Annotated in this window: 18 protein-coding genes and 1 pseudogene; 8 read left to right on the plus strand and 11 right to left on the minus strand. The window is 72.7% G+C overall.

Annotated elements, in window-relative coordinates; all coding sequences use genetic code 11:
- Nucleotides 1-75 precede the first annotated feature (75 nt).
- Entirely contained in the window at nucleotides 76-771 is a 696-nt protein-coding gene (locus tag ACZ6TB_RS35710) for a hypothetical protein (protein WP_465562139.1), read from the plus strand.
- A 175-nt stretch (nucleotides 772-946) separates the two neighbouring features.
- Nucleotides 947-2,014 (plus strand): IS630 family transposase, encoded by a 1,068-nt coding sequence (locus ACZ6TB_RS35715; protein ID WP_465562140.1) that lies wholly within the window; start codon nucleotides 947-949, stop codon nucleotides 2,012-2,014.
- Nucleotides 2,015-2,023: 9 nt separating this feature from the next.
- Here the strand turns inward: ACZ6TB_RS35715 and ACZ6TB_RS35720 are convergent, their stop codons facing one another.
- Nucleotides 2,024-2,332 (minus strand): hypothetical protein, encoded by a 309-nt coding sequence (locus ACZ6TB_RS35720; RefSeq protein ID WP_465562142.1) that lies wholly within the window; start codon nucleotides 2,330-2,332, stop codon nucleotides 2,024-2,026.
- Between ACZ6TB_RS35720 and ACZ6TB_RS35725 the strand changes: the two are divergent.
- Both ACZ6TB_RS35725 and ACZ6TB_RS35730 read left to right on the plus strand, forming a co-directional pair.
- Nucleotides 2,304-2,486, plus strand: a pseudogene (locus tag ACZ6TB_RS35725) (hypothetical protein); the annotation flags it as partial. The gene ACZ6TB_RS35720 and the pseudogene ACZ6TB_RS35725 sit on opposite strands and share 29 nt — an antisense overlap.
- Before the next feature lie 35 nt (nucleotides 2,487-2,521).
- Complete coding sequence (locus ACZ6TB_RS35730; protein WP_465562144.1) at nucleotides 2,522-3,034, plus strand: integrase core domain-containing protein; 513 nt, start codon at nucleotides 2,522-2,524, stop codon at nucleotides 3,032-3,034.
- Between the two features lie 22 nt (nucleotides 3,035-3,056).
- Here ACZ6TB_RS35730 and ACZ6TB_RS35735 read toward each other — a convergent pair whose 3' ends face one another.
- The 4 genes from ACZ6TB_RS35735 to ACZ6TB_RS35750 all read right to left on the minus strand — a co-directional run bounded on the left by ACZ6TB_RS35735 (nucleotide 3,057) and on the right by ACZ6TB_RS35750 (nucleotide 6,347).
- Entirely contained in the window at nucleotides 3,057-4,568 is a 1,512-nt protein-coding gene (locus ACZ6TB_RS35735; RefSeq protein ID WP_465562145.1) for a diguanylate cyclase domain-containing protein, read from the minus strand.
- A 116-nt stretch (nucleotides 4,569-4,684) separates the two neighbouring features.
- Nucleotides 4,685-5,251 carry a formylglycine-generating enzyme family protein gene (locus ACZ6TB_RS35740; RefSeq protein ID WP_465562147.1) on the minus strand — a complete coding sequence of 189 codons (567 nt, stop codon included), beginning with the start codon at nucleotides 5,249-5,251 and terminating at the stop codon, nucleotides 4,685-4,687.
- Between the two features lie 11 nt (nucleotides 5,252-5,262).
- On the minus strand, nucleotides 5,263-5,976 hold the full coding sequence (locus ACZ6TB_RS35745) for a lysostaphin resistance A-like protein (protein WP_465562149.1): 714 nt from the start codon (nucleotides 5,974-5,976) through the stop codon (nucleotides 5,263-5,265).
- 23 nt (nucleotides 5,977-5,999) lie between these two features.
- Entirely contained in the window at nucleotides 6,000-6,347 is a 348-nt protein-coding gene (locus tag ACZ6TB_RS35750) for a MerR family transcriptional regulator (RefSeq protein ID WP_465562151.1), read from the minus strand.
- Between the two features lie 62 nt (nucleotides 6,348-6,409).
- Here ACZ6TB_RS35750 and ACZ6TB_RS35755 point away from each other — a divergent pair, with 62 nt between their 5' ends.
- The 4 genes from ACZ6TB_RS35755 (at nucleotide 6,410) to ACZ6TB_RS35770 (ending at nucleotide 14,118) form a co-directional block, all read left to right on the plus strand.
- Nucleotides 6,410-7,414: an oxidoreductase gene (locus tag ACZ6TB_RS35755; protein ID WP_465562153.1), complete on the plus strand. Its 1,005-nt coding sequence runs from the start codon at nucleotides 6,410-6,412 to the stop codon at nucleotides 7,412-7,414.
- Nucleotides 7,415-7,471: 57 nt separating this feature from the next.
- Nucleotides 7,472-12,118, plus strand: a complete 4,647-nt coding sequence (locus ACZ6TB_RS35760) for a DUF4011 domain-containing protein (RefSeq protein ID WP_465562155.1) — start codon at nucleotides 7,472-7,474, stop codon at nucleotides 12,116-12,118.
- 83 nt (nucleotides 12,119-12,201) lie between these two features.
- Complete coding sequence (locus tag ACZ6TB_RS35765) at nucleotides 12,202-13,602, plus strand: WD40 repeat domain-containing protein (RefSeq protein ID WP_465562157.1); 1,401 nt, start codon at nucleotides 12,202-12,204, stop codon at nucleotides 13,600-13,602.
- Nucleotides 13,603-13,974: 372 nt separating this feature from the next.
- The gene (locus ACZ6TB_RS35770) at nucleotides 13,975-14,118 is read left to right on the plus strand and encodes a hypothetical protein (protein ID WP_465562158.1); all 144 of its coding nucleotides are present in this window, start codon (nucleotides 13,975-13,977) and stop codon (nucleotides 14,116-14,118) included.
- A gap of 100 nt (nucleotides 14,119-14,218) precedes the next feature.
- Here the strand turns inward: ACZ6TB_RS35770 and ACZ6TB_RS35775 are convergent, their stop codons facing one another.
- The 6 genes from ACZ6TB_RS35775 to ACZ6TB_RS35800 form a co-directional block, all read right to left on the minus strand.
- Nucleotides 14,219-15,292 (minus strand): sulfite oxidase, encoded by a 1,074-nt coding sequence (locus tag ACZ6TB_RS35775; protein WP_465562160.1) that lies wholly within the window; start codon nucleotides 15,290-15,292, stop codon nucleotides 14,219-14,221.
- 14 nt (nucleotides 15,293-15,306) lie between these two features.
- A complete protein-coding gene (locus ACZ6TB_RS35780; RefSeq protein ID WP_465562161.1) occupies nucleotides 15,307-16,170 on the minus strand; it encodes an enoyl-CoA hydratase/isomerase family protein in 864 nt (287 codons plus the stop codon).
- 13 nt (nucleotides 16,171-16,183) lie between these two features.
- A complete protein-coding gene (locus ACZ6TB_RS35785; protein WP_465562163.1) occupies nucleotides 16,184-17,500 on the minus strand; it encodes a Dyp-type peroxidase in 1,317 nt (438 codons plus the stop codon).
- A gap of 8 nt (nucleotides 17,501-17,508) precedes the next feature.
- Nucleotides 17,509-18,582 carry a DUF4331 family protein gene (locus ACZ6TB_RS35790; RefSeq protein WP_465562165.1) on the minus strand — a complete coding sequence of 358 codons (1,074 nt, stop codon included), beginning with the start codon at nucleotides 18,580-18,582 and terminating at the stop codon, nucleotides 17,509-17,511.
- A 15-nt stretch (nucleotides 18,583-18,597) separates the two neighbouring features.
- On the minus strand, nucleotides 18,598-19,128 hold the full coding sequence (locus ACZ6TB_RS35795) for a hypothetical protein (RefSeq protein WP_465562167.1): 531 nt from the start codon (nucleotides 19,126-19,128) through the stop codon (nucleotides 18,598-18,600).
- 97 nt (nucleotides 19,129-19,225) lie between these two features.
- Nucleotides 19,226-19,726: a cell division protein FtsX gene (locus ACZ6TB_RS35800; RefSeq protein WP_465562169.1), complete on the minus strand. Its 501-nt coding sequence runs from the start codon at nucleotides 19,724-19,726 to the stop codon at nucleotides 19,226-19,228.
- Nucleotides 19,727-19,728 lie beyond the last annotated feature (2 nt).

The following is a 19,728-nucleotide window of genomic DNA, read 5'->3' on the forward strand; positions in this document are numbered from 1 at the left end:
GATTAGTTGTTTGACGCTTCGGTGTTTGGGACGATCGGGCATGGCGAATCGTCCTCCGCATCGAAGGAGTAAGAGATGAGCTCACCGGAGAACACCGCCAACACGCCGGCCCGCAGTTGGTCCGTTCGAGGCCGGCTCGTCGGTGCTGCGGCGATCGGGTTCGCGGTGTTGGTGGTGATCGAGAACGTGTTGTTCGCGGTAACCGGCTCGCTGTCCTACGGCGCTCCGATCGAGGACGTGCTGGCCTACTACGCGGCCAACCGCGACGCGGTCGCGATCGTGTCCGGTTTGGTAGCCCTGTACCTGCCGCTGCTGCTCGTGTTCGTGACGGGCCTGCACGGCCTCGTGGAGCGGCGTGGCGGAGCGGGCGCGGACTGGTCGCGCCTCGCCTTGGCCGCCGGCGCGACGCTGTCGGCCATCTTCGTGCTTGTCAACGTCCTGCAGATCGGGCTCGCGCTCTCCGCCGGCGGGCTCGCCGAGCCGACGCCCGCGTTCGGGCTCGTCTGGCAGATTCACGCGGCGGCGTTCGCGCTGGCGCTGCCGATGCTTGGCACCACCTGCATCGGCTCGGCCCTCGCCGCGCACGCGAGCGGGCTGACTCCGGCTTGGCAACGCCTGCTGGGCATGGTGGGCGGGAGCCTTCTGCTCGCTGCGGGGCTGGGGAACCTCGCGATCGCCGACGGCTCGCCGCTGATCTTCGTCGGGCTCCTGGGGTTCGTCGCCTGGCTCGTCTGGCTGCTCGCGACCGGCGTGCGCCTCGTCCGGTCGTGACCGAGATGACGGCGGCGGCGCCAAGGTCGCGCACGCGGGCGAGGACTTCCTGGAGGGCCGCAGGCCAAGCTCGCCGCCGCATGGACCAGCTTCAGTTCCTCTACCTCTACGTCGGCTACTTCCGCACTCCGCGTGGTTAGTTGTTTGACGCTTCGGTGTTGGGGACGATCGGGGCATGGCGAATCGTCCCGCGCCCGCGTTGTTGCTTCGTGACGGTGACCGTGCGGAACTGCTGCGTCTGACCCGCTCGTCCAGGGCGCCGGCGGGTCTGGCGCTGCGGGCGAGAATTGTCCTGCTGGCCGCGGATGGGGTCTCGAACACGACGATCGCCGACGGGGTCGGGGTGTCGCGCCCGACGGTGATCGCCTGGCGGGACCGGTATCAGGCCAAGGGCATCGCAGGCCTGCACGACGAGGAGCGGTCGGGGCGCCCTCGCCGGATCGACCGGGCGAAGGTGATCGCGGTGACGTTGGCGCCGCCGCCGAAGAAGTACGGCGTCACGCACTGGTCGAGCCGGCTGCTGGCCCGGCACCTGAAGATCTCGGATCACGCCGTGGCGAGCATCTGGCGCGAGCACGGCGTGCAGCCGTGGCGCTCCACGAGCTTCCGGTTCTCCACCGACCCCGAACTGGAAGCCAAGGTCGTCGACGTCGTCGGGCTCTACCTCGACCCGCCCGAGAACGCGATCGTGCTCTCGATCGACGAGAAGTCCCCGATCCAGGCCCTGGACCGGACCGCGCCGGTCCTGATCGAACTCCGATCCCACGACTACGTCCGCCACGGCACCACAACCCTGTTCGCCGCCCTGGAGGTCGCCACCGGCACAGTCACCGCCGCGCCGAAGCCCCGCCACCGCCACCGCGAGTTCCTCGCGTTCCTCAAGCAGGTCGAACGCGCCTACCCGCCCGGCCCCGACGCCGGGCAATTGCACCTGGTGATGGACAACTACGCAGCCCACAAGCACCCCAAGGTCAATGCCTGGCTGGCCGAGCACCCCCGCATCCACGTCCACTTCACCCCGACCCACGCCTCCTGGATGAACCTCGTCGAGGCATGGTTCTCGCTCGCCGAACGCCAAGCGATCCACCGCGGCACCTACACCCCAGTCAACGACCTCAACGCCAAAATCCGCGCCTACATCGACGGCTGGAACAACCGCGCCCACCCGTTCAACTGGACCAGGACCGCCGGCCAGATCCCCGCCAAGGCCAACCGTCCGAAGATCTCCAACGCGGAGCACTAGGTGCGCTGGTCAGACCGGATCGGTGAACGAGACCGGCTTGCCGGTGGCGTGGGCGTAGGCGATCTCGCTGCTCGTGGCGTCGCCGACATACCCGCCCGGGTTGACGACCAGCACCCGGTCGGCCAGGTCGATCTTGCGTAGGTGGAGGGCGGCCAGCGCGGTCCTCTGCTCGTCGGTGATCAACTCCGCCGGGCGCCGGGCGACGGCCGGCGCGACGACGATGACGCCGGCCAAGGTCAGATCGCGGTTCGCCGCGTTCATCTCGTCCGCGAAACGGGTCGAGCCGCAGATGCAGACAATCTCCGGTCGGTCGGGCACGGCTCATTGTGCGCGACGGTCTAGTTTTGGGTCTCCTATCCGTAGGAGATTCGTGCCCCTCTCGTTGGAACAGAAGCAGGACCGCCAGGCGCAACACCGCCTGGCGGTCCTCCGCCACGCTGAGGAAGTCACCGGCAACGTCGCCCGGACCTGCCGCTACTACGGGATCAGCCGGCAGACGTTCTACAAATGGCTACGGCGCAGAACTACCACTTCGGCCCGGTCAAGATCCACATGTATCTGCAGCGGTACCACGACATCACGATCACCAGCTCCGCGATCTACGACATCCTGGTCCGCCTCGGCCTCAACCGGCTACCAGCCTCCCAGCGCTACACCAGCCGCGAAAAACGCTGGAAACGCTACGAGAAGCCGCTTCCCGGCAACCGGCTGCAGATCGACGTCAAGTTCATCGAGCCGATCGGCGTGCCCGCCGATCGGGTGGCCGGCAAGGCTCCGGTCATGGGCCAGCTGCCCAACCAGCGCCGACGCGCGAAGTACTACCAGTTCACCGCCATCGACGACTGCACCCGGCTGCGCGTGCTGCGCATCTACCCACGCTGCGATCAGAAAACCGCCGGCGTCTTCAACGACAAGCTGCGCGAATGGGAGGACTACTACAACTACCACCGCCCCCACGGCGCCCTGAACGGCCAGACACCCTACGAACGCCTCAAGCAGAAAACCCAGACCCAGGTGTAAACGATCTCCGGCAGTTGCACATCTAGTCGGCGAACACCAGCCGGCCCTTGCCCCGCGACTTCGCCTCGTACATGGCCTCGTCGGCCCGGCGCAGGACCTCGTCGGCGTCGTCGCCGGGAGCGCCGGCCGCGACACCGACGCTCGCGCCCACGCGCAGCTCGAGGCCGTCGACCACGACCGGCTCGGCGACCGACCGCACGATCCGCTCGGCGCAGCTCCGCGCGTCTTCGACGTCGTCGAGGTGCTCGATCAGCACGGCGAACTCGTCGCCGCCGAGGCGGGCGACCGTGTCGCCGGCCCGGGTGCACGCGCGCAGCCGATCGGCCACCTCGCACAGCAGGCGATCGCCCATCGCGTGCCCGCGGGCGTCGTTGACCTGCTTGAACCCGTCGAGGTCGACGTAGAGGACGCCGAACGGGCCGTTGCCCGCGGCGGTCCCGATCCGGTCGTAGAACAGCAGGCGGTTGGCCAGCCCGGTGAGCGGGTCGTGGAAGGCGAGCTTCCGCAGCTCCCGCTCCCGCTGCCGGAGCAGGGTCTCGGCCCGCTCGCGGCGCACGATGTCCGTGCGCAACGCGGCCGTCGCCTCGTCGACGCGGGTGAGGGCGCGGTTGCGGGCGAACGCGAGGTTGCCGACCAGGGCGCCGATCAGCAGGGTCACCGCGATCCCGGCGACCAGGGTGACCTGGACGAGCCGCGGCCCGGCCGCCTCCAGCGCGGCCCGGGTCGGGCCGACGGTGACCTGCCACTGCCGCTGCCCGGCGGCGACCGGCAGGGTCCGGTTGAGCGGGCTCGACGGCAGCCGCGCGTTGTACGGGACGGCGGCGACCTGGGTGCCCGACCCGTCGTCGAGGCGGGCGCGGAGCCCGTAGCCGGAGGCGTTGCGCAGGGTCCGGTCGAGCAGGTCCCGGCCGCGGACGCCGACCACGATCCAGCCCTCGAACGGGCCTTTCCGGGCGCCCCGATACGAGTAGACGGGCACCGTGAACGTGAACGAGAGCTGCTGCTTCGCCGGGGCGTTCTGGTCGCGTACCAGCACATAGGGCTCGCTGACCACGAACCGGTCGGTGTCGCGCGCCTCGCGCAGGGCCTCGGCCGAGTAGGCCGCCTGGCTGACGTCGCGGCCACCGATCGGCGGGCCACCGTCCAGCGGCCGATCGAAGACGACGAACATGTGTTCGAGGTCCGTGCCGACGGGCTGCAGGCGGAGGCCGGCCGCCCCCTGCGAACGCCAGTACCGCTGCACCGACGCGATCTGCCCGTCGGTCGCCGGCACGACGAAGGTCACCCCTCCGGCGCCGGGCAGGCGACCGGTGTCGAGCCCGGCCGTCAGCATCTGGTAGTCGTCGGCGCTGAGGCTGGTCTGCGTGCCGACGGCCCGGCCGAGGTCGTCGAGGGTGGCCGAGAACTGGCGGATCTCGTCGGCGAACGTGCGGTTGACGTCCTCGGCCCGGCGGTCCATGGTCCGGCCGGCCGAGTCGCGCTCGGCCTGCCCGACCGCGGCGACCGCGGCCCAGGTCAACCCCGCCCCGAGCACGAGCGCACCGATCGTGGCGGCGACACCGGTCAGGCGCCGTCGCCGGGCTGGGACAGCACCACCCTGCACTCCCTATCTATTCGGCGGCGTCCGCGTCCGGATGAGCGCCAAGCCGATCATCGCACCACGCGGAAGCCGACGTCCTCGATGCGCAGCGTCGGGTGGCTCCGGCGGCGCACGCCCGCGCGGCAGCTCCACGGCTCGTCGAACCAGCCGCCACCCCGCAGCACGCGGTACGAGCCGTAGACGACCGGGTCGTACAGGTCCTGGCACCAGTCCCACGTGTTGCCGAGCATGTCGTGCAAGCCCCACGCGTTCGGCTTCTTCCCACCGACCTCGTGGGGACGCGCGTCCGAGTTGCCGCGGTGCCAGGCGATCTCGTCCAGGTCGCCGTAGCGGGGGCCGCTCGTGCCGGCCCGGCAGGCGTGCTCCCACTCGGCCTCGGTGGGCAGGCGGTAACCCGCGATCTCGCAGAACCGGGCCGCGTCCTCCCACGACACCGACTCCACCGGCAGCCGGTCACCGCGGGCCGCACTCGGCCACTCGCCCGTCACCGCCGCGTACTCCGCCTGGGTCACCGGGAACCGGCCCAACTCGAAAGGTGAGATCCGCACCGTCCACTGCCGCCGGGTGCGGCGGTCGGCCAGTGTCACCTCGCCGCCGGGAACGGGGACGAAATCCATGCCGGCGAGAACTACGCGAAGCGGAACGTGGCCAGCGCGGCCGCCACCAGCAGGCCGAGCCCGTTCGTCGCCCAGTGCAGCGCGGCCGCCGCCAGGAGGCTGCCGCTGCGGCGGCGCAGCTCGCACAGCAGCAGCCCGGCCACCGCCGTGAACGCGACCGCCCCGAGCACCGGCAGCCAGCGGCCGCCGCCGAGGACCGCGCCGACGGCCTCGTTGGCCTGGCCCAGCCGCAGCGAGGGCAGGATGTGCCACAGGCCGAACAGCACGGACGAGGTGATGCTCGCCCACGTCGCGCCCCGGTGGCGTTTGACCAGGCCGAGCAGCACGCCGCGGAAGGCGATCTCCTCCAGCAGCACCGTGCCGAGCGGCACCACGATGAAGGCGGTCAGCAGGGCGGCGCCGGGGTGCAGGTGGTAGCGGACGTCGTGGAACGCGGGCCGGGTCAGCGGGATGGCGGCGCCGAGCCCGTAGACGACCGCCACCGCGAGGATGGCGCCGAAGGCGTACTTCAGCCCGGGGACCAGGGTGCGCCGGGACAGACCGAGGTCGTGCCAGGTGAGGCCGGCGCGGCGGGCGATGACGACCAGCAGGACCGCCACGAGCGGGCCGGCGATCAGTCCGGTGTGGTCCGGGCCGTACTTGTCGGCGACGTTGACGGCGGCGAGGACGAGGAGGACGGCGCCGAGGACGAGGGCCAGTCGGCGGCGGTGATTGAGTACTGGCATGACCGCTGAAGAGTACCCAACCGCTAGGAACTAACCCGGTACTCCTCGACCAGTCCGGCCAGGATCTCCCGGGTGCGCTGAAGGCTGTCGATCTGCTTCTCGACCCGGTCCAGCTCGGAGCACAGACGACCGGCCAGCCACGGTGTGCGCAGCGTCTCGTCACTGATGCAGGGCAGGACGTCGTGGATCGTGGCGCTGGTGAGCCCGGCCGCGAGCAGCGACTGGATGAGGGCCACCCGGTCGACCGCCTGATCCGGATAGGTGCGCTGCCCGCCGGGCGTACGGCTGCTGGACAGCAACCCCTGCTCCTCGTAGTAGCGCAGCGACCGCGCGCTCGCGCCGGTCGCCGCCGACAAATCGCCGATCTTCATCGATGTCTCCCACGCCACAGAACCTTGAAGCTGACATCTGTGTGAGGTTTTAGCCTAGCGCCATGGACGAGCTGATCGCACCCACCACCCTCGCCGGACTGCCGCTGACCAACCACTTCGTGATGGCGCCGATGACCCGCAAGCGGTCGCCGGGTGGCGTGCCGACGGCCGAGGTCGCCGAGTACTACCGCCGCCGGGCCGAGGGCGGCGTCGGCCTGATCATCACCGAGGGAGCGCTGGTCGGCCACCCCAGCGCGAGCCACGAGAGCGATGTCCCGCGACTCACGCCGGGAGCGGCCGAGGCCGGCTGGCGGAGGGTGACCAGCGAGGTCCACGCGGCGGGCGGCAACATCGCCGCGCAGATCTGGCATCTCGGAGGCGAACGCGAGCCCGTCGATGGTCTACCCGCCTGGACCCCGGGCACCATGCACGGGAAAAACTTCGAAATCATCCGGCACGCGTACGCCGAGAGCGCGCGCGTGGCGGTCCGGGCGGGCTTCGACGCGGTGGAGATCCACGCCGCCCACGGATATCTCCTCGACGAGTTCCTCTGGCCGGTGACGAACCGCCGCACCGACGCCTACGGCCGGGACCGGGCCACGTTCCCGGCCGAGGTGATCCACGCGGTCAAGGCCGAGCTCCCGCCCACGATGCCGCTGATCGTCCGGTTCTCGCAGCACAAGGAGCGCGACTACGGCGCCCGGATCGCCGAGACGCCGGCCGAGCTGGGCCGCATCCTGACCGCGTTCGCCGAGGCCGGGGCGGACGTGCTGCACGCCTCGCAGCGCCGCTTCTGGGAGCCGGCGTTCGACGGCGACCACCTCAACCTGGCCGGCTGGGCCAAGCGGCTCACCGGGCTGCCCGTGATCACGGTCGGCTCGGTCGGGCTGACGAGCGACTTCCCGCACCGGGACGACCTGCTGAAGCGATTCGCCAACGACGAGTTCGACCTGGTCGCCCTCGGCCGCATCCTGCTCGCCAACCCCGCCTGGGTGCGACTGGCGGCCGCCGGGCGGCTCGATCAAACCAGCGATTACCGGAAGGCCGACGAGGACATCTTCCGCTGACGAGGCTTTTTCACGAAAAGCCCGCGGATACCGCTTTAATTGGCTTGAATCGGGCATATGACGCCCGACAACGTCCTCGCCGCGCTCCGATCCTGGCGGGACGGCCTCGTCAACCTCGACGCCGGCAACCGCCTGATCAACTTCCGGCGGTCCGAGACGGGGATGGTGGAGATCGCCGGGCCGCCACCGGCCGTCATCGTGGGCGCGCTGCGGTCCGGCGGCGAGCACGGGTTCACGGGCGAGGGCGAGTTCTTCCGTACGGGCATAGCCGCGCAACCCCTCGGGAACGTGCTCCGGCGGCTGATGCGCAAGGCCCGCCAGGATTTCCTCGATCGGGGCGTCGACGCGCTGCACCTGTCGATCGGCATGCTGCACTGGCGCGACGAGGAGGGCGCCAGCTACGCCAGTCCCCTGCTGCTGCTCCCGGTCGAGCTGACCGCCGGCGGCCCGGCCGACCTGCCCCGGCTGCGCGCCCGCGACGACGACCCGGTGGTCAACCCCGCGCTCGTGCTGCGCCTGCGGCTGCTCGGCGCCGAGCTGCCGCCGGTCGAGTCGCTGGCCGACCTCGACCTCGCCGAGTTCCTCACCCGGGTGCGCGCCGCGATCGCCGGGCGGGACGGCTGGCGCGCCGACGAGACCGTGCTGCTGTCCACGTTCAGCTTCCACAAGGAGGCGATGTACCGCGACCTGCGGGACAACGAGGAGCGGATCCTCGCCCACCCGATCGTCCGGGCGCTGGCCGCGATCGACGGTGAGCCCGGCTTCGAGCCGATCGCCCCGGCCGCCGTCGACATCGCGGCGCCGCCGGAGGACGTGCCGCTGATCCTCGACGCCGACGCCTCCCAGCGCGCGTGCATCGCCGCGGCCGCCGCCGGGCACAGCTTCGTGCTCGACGGGCCGCCCGGCACCGGCAAGTCGCAGACCATCGCCAACATGATCGGCTGCCTGCTCGCGGCCGGGAAGCGGGTGCTGTTCGTCTCGGAGAAGGCGGCGGCGCTCGAGGTCGTCCGCAACCGCCTGGCCGGGGCCGGGCTCGACGGCTACCTGCTCGAGCTGCACAGCCACAAGGCGACCCGCAAGGAGGTGGCCCGCACGCTGGCGTCGGCCGTGGACGCACCGCCCGCTCCTGTCTCTCATGAGAAAGCCACGGAGGCCCGCGCGTCGAGGGAGGGCCTCACGGCCTACGCCGAGGCGATGAACGAGGTCCGCGAGCCGCTGGGCGCGAGCCTGCACGACATCCTCGGCCGCTGCGCCCGGCTCGCCGACGTCCCCGCCGCGCCCGCGCCCGGCCCGGTCACGCTCACCCCGGAGGCGCTGCGGCAGATGCGCGACGCCGCCGACCGCCTGGCCCGCTCGTGGCGGCCGGCCGCGCTCGGCGAGGAGTTCGCCTGGCGGGACGTCACCGAGCACGAGCCGCTCGACGGCCGCCTCGAACGCGCCGAGCACGCGCTGCGCGAGCTGGCCGGCGCGGCCGGCCGCAACGCGGGCCCGGCCGCCGCGTTCGGCCTGACCCGCCCCTCGGACGCGGGAGCCCTGGCCGCCTTGGCCGAGCACGCCGCCGCCCGCCCGGCGGGCGTGGCCGCCGACTGGCTGACCACGGCCAACCTGCGGGCGGTGCGCCGGGACGCGGCCGAGCGCGGACGCCGGCTCGGCACCCTCCGCCAGGCCCGCGACGCCGTCCGGGCCGCGGCCGGCGTCGAGTGGGAGGACCTGCCCGCCGACCTGCCGGCGGTCGAGACCCCGTCGCTGCGCCCGGCCGCGATCGATCCCGGACCGCTGACCGCCGAGGCCGCCGCGGGCCTGGCCCGCCGCTTCGACGACGACGCCACGCTGCTCGAGGAGCGGCTGCGCGACCTCGGCACGGTGACCGCGGCGCTGACCCTGCCGGCGGCGGTGACCTTCGCCGACGTGTCCCGGGTGGTGGCGATCGCCGAGCTCGGCGGCCGGCCGCACCGCCCCGAGCCGTTCTGGTTCGGGGCCGGCGCCCTGGCCAAGGCCCAGGCCGCGGCGGCCGCGCTGCGCCGGGGCGTGGAGTCGCTGACCGCGGCCGAGGGGCAGGCCCGCCGCTACTTCCACGAGGGGATCCTCGACCAGCCCGTCGAGCACCTCGCCGACCGCCTCACCCGGGTGCACCGCGGGCTGCGCAAGCTGTTCGGCGCGTACCGCCGGGACTACGAGGCGGTCGCCGCGTTCGGCCTGCCCTCGGTCTCCTCCTCGGAGGCCGTCGCCCACCTCGGCCTCGCCGTCGCCTGGCGGGCCGCCGGCCGCGAGCTGGCCGCGCTGGAACGCGACCACGCCGCCGTCCTCGGCCGCTACTGGCGGGGCGCCACCACCGACTTCATCGCGCTCAGCGAGGCCCTGCAGGCCGCGACCGACGTGCTGCGCTGGACCCCGCCCCAGGCCGTGCCCGCGGTCATCGACCACGTCTGCGCGCCCGCCCCCGACGACGGCCTGGTGCGCGCGGCCGCGGGGGTGCGGGCCGCGGTGGCGCGCTGGCAGTCGACGCTGCGGGCGGCGCCCGAGCCGGCCGCGCGGCCGGAGCTGGCCCAGGGCTCGGTGCGCGACGCGATCGCCTGGCTGCGGGCGAACGTGAGCCCGCTCCGGGTCGCGGCCCGGGTGGTGACGGCGCACGACGAGGCGACCGGCCGGACCCTCGACCTCAACGGGGCGCGGCGGTTGGCCGGCCTGCGGCAGGCGGTGCTGGACGCGCGGCGGTTCGTGGCCGGGGCCGAGGACGTCGACGAGCTGGCCGAGGCGGCGGCCATCGACTGGGCCGAGCGGACACGCACGCTCGTCGGTGGCGCGATCAGCGGCGCGCAGGCCGACGCGCTGGCTTCTCTCCGGGCCACCCCCACGGTCGCCGCCCGGGCCGCCGCCTGGGAGTCGGCGCGGGCCGCGGTGATGGAGGCGTTCGCGACCGGGCGCCGGGAAGCGCTCGGCGCCGGCCTGGACGACTACGGGCGCGGGCCGGCGCTGTTGCGGGCCCTGCGCGAGGACTCCAGCGGCCAGGAGGAATGGTTCAGCCACGTCGCCGCCCGCGAGGTGCTCGCCGGGTTCGGCCTCGAACCGGCGATCGCGTTCTGCGCCGGCACCGCGGTTCCGCCCACGCGGCTGCGGGACGTGCTGGAACGGGCGCTGCTGCGGGCCTGGGCCGACGACGTGCTGCACCGCGACGAGCGCCTGCGTCCGCTGCGGGCCGAGGAGCGCGACCACCTCGTCGACGAGTTCCGCGGCCGGGACGAGGCGCTCATCGCCGCCGCGCCCGCGCACATCGCCGCGACGCTCGGCGCGCTCCGGTCGGCGTCGCTGCCGGCCGAGGAGGCGGCCGTGCTGCGGCGGGAGGGCATGAAGGAGCAACGGCATCTCGCCGTACGGGACCTGATCGCCAAATGCCGCACGGCGGTGCTCGCGATGAAGCCCTGTTTCCTGATGTCGCCGCTCGCGGTGAGCCAGTACCTCCCGCCGGACGTCACGTTCGACGTCGTGATCTTCGACGAGGCCTCGCAGGTGACCCCGGCCGACGCGATCAACTGCATCTATCGCGGTACGGCCCTGGTCGCGGCCGGCGACGACAAGCAGCTGCCGCCGACGTCGTTCTTCGAGACCGTGGCCGAGGGCGGCACCGACGTCAGCGACTTCCAGTCGATCCTCGAGCTGGCCAAGGCGTGCGGCGCGTTCCCCAGCCTCGGCCTGGCCTGGCACTACCGCAGCCGGCACGAGGCGCTGATCGCCTTCGCCAACCAGGCCTTCTACCAGGGGCGGCTGGTCACGTTCCCGGCCGCCGGGGACGACCCGTCGACCGGCGTGCGGCTCATCCCGGCCGGCGGCGTCTACCGGCGCGGCACCACCCGGGACAACCCGGTCGAGGCGGCGCTGGTGGCCGAGCGCGTCGTGGACTCGCTGACCACCCGGCCCGACCTGTCGCTGGGTGTGGTCACGTTCTCCGTCGCGCAGGCCGAGGCGATCGAGAACGCGCTGGTCGCCGCCGCGGCCGAGCGGCCGGGCCTGCACCGGCTGCTGGACGGCGACCGGCTGCACGGCTTCTTCGTGAAGAGCCTCGAGTCGGTGCAGGGCGACGAGCGCGACGTGATGATCTTCTCGATCGGCTACGGGCACGACGAGCAGGGGCGGATCAGCACCAACTTCGGCGCGCTCAGCCGCCCCAACGGGTGGCGGCGGCTCAACGTGGCGATCACGCGGGCCCGGCGGCGGGTGGAGATCGTCTCCTCGATCCGGGCCCGCGACATACCGCCGAGCGCCAACGAGAGCGTCCGGCATCTGGCCGCGTACCTCGACTTCTGCGAAGGTGGCGGAACCGGCCGCACCCAGGGTGACCGGCCGCTCGGCCCGCTCGAGACGTCGGTGCGGGAGACCGTCGAGTCGTGGGGTTACGAGGTGCGCACCCGGATCGGATCGGGCGGCTACCGGCTCGACATCGGCGTGCTGCGTCCCGGGCACGACGACGTGTTCGCGCTCGGCATCGAGTGCGACGGCGCCTCCTACCACGGCTGCCCGGTGGCCCGGGACCGCGACCGGCTGCGGCACGCGGTGCTGACCGGGCTCGGCTGGAACCTGCACCGGGTGTGGGGCGCCGCCTGGTACCGCGACCGGGCCGAGGAGGAGGCACGGCTGCGGGCCGCGCTCTCGTCCCTGGAACTCCCGGATCGGCATCCCGCGACTTTCACGCTGACGCCGGCCTCCTGAACGCTTTACACCTGCGCTTTCGCTGTCAAGAGCCGTTGGCACGATGATCTTCGTTGTCTACTGTATTGACTCACGCTGAGTTGATGTCCAGCATTGTCCGGGTGACGGTCGGAAACGGGCCGGCGCATGCCGCGCCGATCAGCTGCGTCGCCTTCCGCGCCGACGGATGGCGGCTCGCCAGCGGTTCGCACGACCGCAGCGTGATCGTGTGGGACACCAGCGACGCCGGCCGTCCCGTCATGATCACCGAGTTCGCCCACCACGCGGCGGTCCTCTCGGTGGCCTTCAACCCGGCCGCCGCCGACCTGCTGGCGACCGGCGCCGCCGACGGCACGGCCGCGGTCTGGCGGGTGGTCGACGACCGGCCGCCGTCGCTGATGAAGATGCTGGCCGGCCATCCCGGCCCGGTCACGTCGGTGGCCTGGATGCCCGACGGCCAGCACATGATCTGCCAGATCGGGGAGAGCCGCGCGGCGGTGTGGAACGCGTTCGCCGAGACCTACCTGGGCGAGCTGGAGGACTGCGTACGCCTGGCGGTGAGCCCGCACGGCCTGGTGGCCACCGTGGGCGCGGACGGTCTGGTCGCGGTGCGCGACCTGTGGCGCGACCCGGGCCGCATCACGTACCTGCCGGCCGCCGCGGTCGAGGACTGCGCCTGGTCGCCGGACGGCACCACCCTGGCCCTGGCCGGCGCCGACGGCTCGCTCGAGCTGCTCAACGCGGGCCTGCTGCCGCTGCGCTCGGTCCGCCTCGGCGACGCCCCGCTGCGCGGCATCACGTGGTCCACCGACGGCAGCGCGCTGATCGCCGGCACGTACGACCCGGCCCTGGTCTCCCTCGATCCGGCCGGCCGCCCCCGCTGGCGCCGCACCGACGGCCGCCTGTGGCCGCGTTCGCTGGCCGCCGCCGGCTCGACGGTGGCGGCCGCGTCCTTCGGCGGCCGTCCCCACCTGCTCGACCTGGCGACCGGCGCCGGCATCGACGCGGCGCCGGCCTCCCCCGAGCCGGCCGCGCCGTTCCGCGGCGGCGCCCTGGCCGCCACCGGCCGCATCCTGACGTCGGGCACGCTCGGCGACCGGCACCCGCTGTGGGAGCACGAGACCCGGGTGACCGCCGTGGCCGCCCTGGCCGACCGGGTCGTGGTCTCGGCCGCGCACCGGGCGGTCCGGGTGATGCTGCTGTCGGAGGCCCCCGACCTGGTGGTCGAGCGAGGCATCACGCTGCACGCGCCCGAGCCGGTGAAGGCGGTGGCCGTGCTCGGCTCCCCCGACGCCCCGGTCGTGGTCGCCGCGGCGCACGACTTCCGCCTGTTCTCGTGGACCCTCGACTGGACCGGGGTGCCGTCCGGCCCGCGCCTGATCGGCGAGTTCGGCTACGGGATAGCCGCCCTGACCCGCCTCGACGACCACCGCCTGACCGCCACCGACCACCACGGCGAGCTGGTGATCCTGGCCCTCGGCGCGGACGGCGCCCTCTCCGCCTGACCGCGCGGCGACCGGGCTCAGCGTGCCGTCCGGGAGGACGAGCAGGTTCATCCGGCGGGAGGCCGCGAAGGGCCTGATGGAGTGCTTCCTTCAGGAAGACTCGGCCAGGGCCTGCGATCGCCACCTTCGTGTCGGCGCCGGCGGCCGGATCGGTCAGCAGCCCGAACATCCGGTCGTCGGAGGACGACAGGCCGAGTGCGCAGCGGATCGGGCCGGGGCCTTGAGGTCCACGCGAGCTGCTTGAGCAGATCCTGCTTCCGATCGGTGGTGAACCGGCTCGACCGCTTGATCTGCCGATGGCTGTCCCATTCCCGCTGACGGAGGGCGAAGAGCCCGGCGACGAGCGCCACCAGCACCACCCCGAAAGCCCTGATGATCGTCGCGGTGTTCGCGGCCAGGAAGCCGGGCGACGGCGACGGCGACGGCGACGGCGACGGCGACGGAACCGCGCCCATCACGGCGCTCACGCTCGACGTCCGAAGTGCGCCAGCGCCCGGCCCGCTGACTCCGCGCTAGCGGCGGCGACCGGCCACGATGGCCCCCACCACGAGCACCACGACGACCAGCAGGCAGACAATAAGGTGCCACGGCTTCACTGCGACCATGGCCGCAGACCCTACCGGACGTCGACCCAGGAGAGCTCGACCGCGTTGTTGCCGTAACCCAGTCGGTTCCACGGCGGCACCTCGGGCTGCACGTTGCCCGACGCGTCGCGGGCTCGGGCCCGCAAGCTGTGCCGGCCGGGGGTGGCCTCCCACTCGTACGTCCAGTCCTGCCACCGGTAGGGGTCGGTGGGCGGCGCGACGACCGCCGGGCTCCAGGCGCTCTCGCCGGTGAAGCTCAGCCCCACCTCGGTGATCGGGCCCTCGCCCGACCACGCCTTGCCCCGGATCGTGTAGGTGCCGGCCGGAATGGTTACGCCCGGCGAGGGGTCGGTGATCCGGGCCCGCACCCGCATCAGCGTGACCGGCTCGTGCGGGCGGTCCGGCCACTCGTAGATGTAGTGCCCGGTCTGGAACTCCCCCGCGAACGGCGACGTGACCACGTCGAGCCGGTGCAGCCATTTCACCGAGGCCACCGCGTACCAGTGCGGCACGATCAGGCGGAAGGGCGCGCCGTGATCGGGCTCGAGCGGGGCGCCGTTCATCTCGTACGCGATGAGGATCTCGGCGGCCGGATCGGTCGCGTGGGCGAGCGTGAGCGACCGCACGAAGGCCAGGTCGGCGTCGGCCGCCTCGAGCACCGAGGCGAGGTGGTACTTGCCGTGGTCGGCGCCCTCGCAGCGAACCTCGACGCCACCCGCGTCGGGCCGGGCCAGCGCCAGCACGTCGGCCAGCCGGGCGCCGCGCCACCGGGCGGTGGAGACCGCATAGCCGCCCCACGGTTCGCCGGTGGGCAACGGCCGCATGTCGAGGCGGCCGTTGCCGGCGCACTCGAGGGTGACGGGGTGCTCCACGGCCGGCATCGCGCGCAGGTCGGCGATGGTGAGCGTGACCGGGTTGCCGACCGCGCCGCCCACGGTCAGGGTGCCGTCGTGGTCGGGCAGGGCGAAGTTGCTGCGCACGTAGTGCTGCGAGGTCGGCGTGATGCCGCCGGTCAGGCCGGAGTGCGGCGCCTCGGCGTTGAACGGCTCTTCCTTGATCATCGTAAGGGCGGCCCGTTTGCGGGCGACGGCATCGGTGACGGTCATCGGGGCGCTCCTGGTCAGTAGTCGGCGTCCTGGAAATGCGGCTCGCGGTCGTCGTTGAAGGCGCCGATCCCCTCGACCCGGTCCGGGTGCACGGCCGAGCGCCAGTGGGCCTCCATCATGATCGCGATGGCCTGCTCGATCGGCTGGCCGTCGCCCAGGCGCACCGCCCGCTTGACCGCCTGCACGGCCGTCGGCGAGTTGCCGGCGATCCGCTCGGCGATCCGGCGTGCGGCCGGCATGAGCTGGTCCGGCGGGTGGATCTCGTTCACCATGCCCAGCCGGTACGCCTCGGCCGCCCCGATCGGATCACCGGTCATCAGCATCTGGAGCGCCCGGCCCGGCGGCAGCGCCCGGGGCAGGAACACCGGCGACCCGCCGCCCGCCGACAGCCCGATCATCGCCTCCGGCTGGCCGAAGGTCGCGTGGTCGGCGGCGATGATGAAGTCGGTGCTCTGCGCGATCTCGGAGCCGCCGCCGTACGCGATGCCGTTGACCGCCGCGAAGATCGGTTTCCGGAGCTGCCGCAGCGTGTAGAGGGTGCGGTCGAAGTCCTGGCGCTGGCGCAGCCACTGCTGCTTGGTCATGCTCTTGCGCTGCCGCAGGTCGCTGCCGACCGAGAACGCCCGGGCGCCGGCGCCGGTGACGATGGCGACCCGGACCGCGGGCTCGACGGCGATCGACTCGAGGACCTCGGTCAGCCGCGCGCCCATCGCGGTGCTGATCGCGTTGTCGGCCGCCGGCCGGTTCAGGGTGATGACCGCGACGGCGCCGTCGGACTCGTATTCGAGCAGGACGGACGCGCTCGGATCGGCGTCGTCCGGCGCGGGCGGCCCGAAGTCGAGGGCCTTCCAGCGATCGGTTCCGGTGGTCTCGGTCATGGCGTCTCCCGGGTCACGTGGTGAGGTCGGCGAGCCACCGCAGCGCGCTGAGGCTCGGCGCGAAGCAGTACTCGCCGCCGCGGGTCACGACGAACGGTGGCAGGTCGTGCAGCCGGCGGCGGATCGGCCGGTGGGGCACGGTGAAGTCGCCGGTGCCGTCCCGCGGCCCGACGAGGGGGTCGCTCTCCCGCGGGGCGCCGATGAAGACGCCGTCGTTGAGCCACTGCGTCTTGACGAACTCGAACTGCCGCTTCGGATGCGCGCCGGCGAAGACGAAGATGATGCCCCGGTCGGCGCCGTCGTCCTCGAGCACCCCGTCCGGCAGCATCGGGCCGTAACTGGTGCCGCGGCGAATCATGCGATGCAGCCGTACGTCGGTGGTGTTCTCGTGGTCGAGAGCGTCGCGCGGGTTGGCCCGGCGGGCATGGGCTCCGGCCGGGCATTTGAAGCCGCGCGGGTCGTCCCCGTACCGGAAATCGTTGTTGCGCTTGGCATCCGCGCCCAGCTCCGGATCGTCCCGCTCGGGGGTGACGGCGAGCGGCGCCCCGCTCTGCCACCGGCCGACCATCTTCGCCCCGAGCAGCGCCTCGTCCCGCCGGTCCGCCGCCCGCTCGCGCAGATAGCGTCGGTAGGCGGCGACCCGGGTGTGCAGCTTGCGGAAGACCACGTAGGTGCCGTTGCGCCCGAGCACGTCGGGGACCGGCATCGGCGCCGTCCCGCCGGTCTCGTCGGGATAGCCGAGGATGAACTCGCCCGCCTTGATCGGCGACTCGCCCGGGTGCTCCCCCGCGCCCTCGACGGCCGGCTGCCCGATGCCGTCCTTGAACCCGAACGACGTACGCCCGGTCGGCAGTTGATAGCAGTCCTGTCGCCAGATGACCTGGACGCCGGGGAACTCCTCCTGGGCCCGCCGCGCCCGGGCCACCGCGTCGTCCAGGGCCGCCCGGTCCGGGGCGAGGGTGGCCAGCGCGATGTGCACGTCGGGGCCGCCGAGCGGCTCCTCCCAGTGCTCGGGCCCGCTCGCCCCGACGTCGCCGAGCTCGGCCGCCCGGGCCGCCATGCCCTGCCGGAACTCGGGCGCGAAGCTCGCCAGCGACTCCGGCGGCACGCCGAGCGCCTCCAGCCCGTGGTAGGTCAGGGCGACGGTCAGCCACGCCGCCGGGTGGTGGCCGAGGGCGGCACGGGCCGGCGACAGCAACGGGATCAGGCGCCGGAGGAGCCGGCGGCCGTCGTTCCGGTCGTCCACCCGGAGCAGGACGTAGGTGCCGACGTACGGCGAGGGCCGCTCGTGCAGGGCGCCGGCTTGGATGTCGTCGAGGTCGAGGTTCATCGCATGTCCTACAGGTGGGCGGGCGGCCGGGGCGGGTCCGGGTTCGGCTCCGCGAGGTACGGGAAGGTTCGGGTGGCCGGGCGGCTGGCCCGGTCCACGCCGTCCCGGATCACCGGGCCTCGGCCGCCGTTGATCCAGAACGTGAAGAGCGTGTCCATCGCGTCGTCGTTGAGGGCCCGGCCGCCGCAGGTGCGATGCGCGGTACCGGCCAGGGCGGCCCGCTCGATCTCCAGGAACGAACCGCTTTCCCGGTACGGCTTGTGCACATCGACGACGAGACGGTCGGCCAGCACGAGGGCGGTCAGCGGGTGCTCGCCGGTGGGGCCGGGCGGCCAGTCGACCGTGCCGTCGAGCCCGTCCCAGAAGGCGAGGTTGGCGTTCAGCCGCGCCCGGTACGCGCCGAGGTAACCGTCGGCGAGGTGGTACGCGTCCTCCATGTTGTACAGGTCGCGGATCTCCAGGTCGCGGTTCACCGGGTCGAACTGCTTCGGGCCCAGAAGCAGGTTCTTGACCTCGGGGCGGCCGGTGCGCTCGATGCGGACGTTGAGCCGGCCGCGGGTCAGGGTCTCGGCGACGACGCCGAACAGGCCGTGGTCGCCGAGCACCCGGGCGCAGTCGATCTCGACCACGATGCTCAGCACGTTCTTGCCGTCGAGGTAGATCGACGCCGGGTCGGTGAACGCCAGCTGCTCCGACGCGATCGTCTTGAGGGCGGCGGGGGCGTCGAGGATGAACGGGTCCCAGCGCGGGCCGGCGAACAGGCGTACCCCATCATGATCTTCGCCTTGCCGGGTCTCCCGGCCGCCCGGCGCACGGCACCGGCCGACGCCGTCGTCGAACACGCAGTCGATGACGATCTCCTCGGCGCCGGCCTCGAAGCCGGTGCCCGCCGGGGTCAGCGGACGCAGGCGGAACCGGTAGATCAGGCCGTCGGAGTGCACGGCGTCGGGCGGCGCGAACGGCAGCGTGTTGACGACCAGGACGAGGCGCCCGGGCGTCTCGGGGCTCGGGAACGCGAACAGGTCGGTGATGTCGGCGATCGGCTCGGCGAGGGCGCGCGGGCCGGAGATGTGGTCGGACATGTCGTCGCCGTCCCGTCAGTCGGCGGCCTCGGCCAGGAGTGGCGCCAACGCCGGCGACTCGAGGGCCGCGGCCGCCGCCGGGTCGTCGAGCACCTGCTGGAAGGCCCGGTTGACCCGCTCGGCCTTGCGGATCTCCTTGACCGTCCCGCCGTAGTTGCGCGAGTAGCCGCCGGCCGAGACCTGGGCGCCGAGCACGAACTTCTTGACCGCCTCCAGGTCGGGCAGGCCGTCGTACCCCTCCACGTGCCGGAAGATGGCGTCGAACAACTTCAGGGGCTTCGAGGCGAAGTCGTCCATGTACGCGTCCCACGGCCCGTCGAAGCTGGTCGCGAACAGCAGCCGGGTGTCGTCGTCGAACGGCACGAACCGCGCCTCGTGAATCGTCGCGATCGGCAGCTCGTAGTCGCCGGGCCGATAGCCGGGCGCGTCCTGAAGCTCCCGCAACGCCTCCCGCAATGCCGGCCCGTGTCCCGGCCGGACTGTGAAGAACAGGGTGAACTCGCTGGTCGAACCCACCTGGGTGCCGGGTCTGGCTTCCGCGGTCATGGCCGAGCCTCTCGCCGATGATCAGATCGCACGACCGGCTCAGTATTGGAGCGAACGGGCTCGGAGCGCCTCACCCGCCCCGGATGACACTGCCCGGCTAGCAGACCACCTTCAGGCCGGGGCGCTTCGCGGTCACCATCGCGGCGACGATGACGTCGCCGGCGTTCGGCAGCTTCTGGACCTTGCGGATCGGCGCGCAGTCGAAGTCCTTGGCCACCACGACCAGCTTGAACGACTCCGGCAGCGCGTCGGCGGTGACGTCCTTGACCAGCGGCTCGTCCTTGTAGAGATCCTTGAACCGCTGGTACGCCTCGGCCTTGGTCTCCAGGTGCACGCCGTCCTTCGCCGGCATCGTGGCCAGCTCGGCCCGGATCGCCGACTTGTCGGCGGCGGTGGCGTCCTTCTTGAGGAAGACGGCGACGCTGTACTCGCGGTCGGGCTGGTAGCGCCAGCCGGTGAAGACCAGGGCGCCCGCGCCGACCCCGGCGCCGAGCAGCATCGATGCCGCGGCGGTGATCAGCACGACGAGCCAGAGGCCGCGGACGGGACGCGGCTCGGGGGCGGGCGACGGCTCCGGCGTTACGCTGATGTCGGACACGG

Source organism: Actinoplanes sp. NPDC051537, assembly GCF_055586105.1.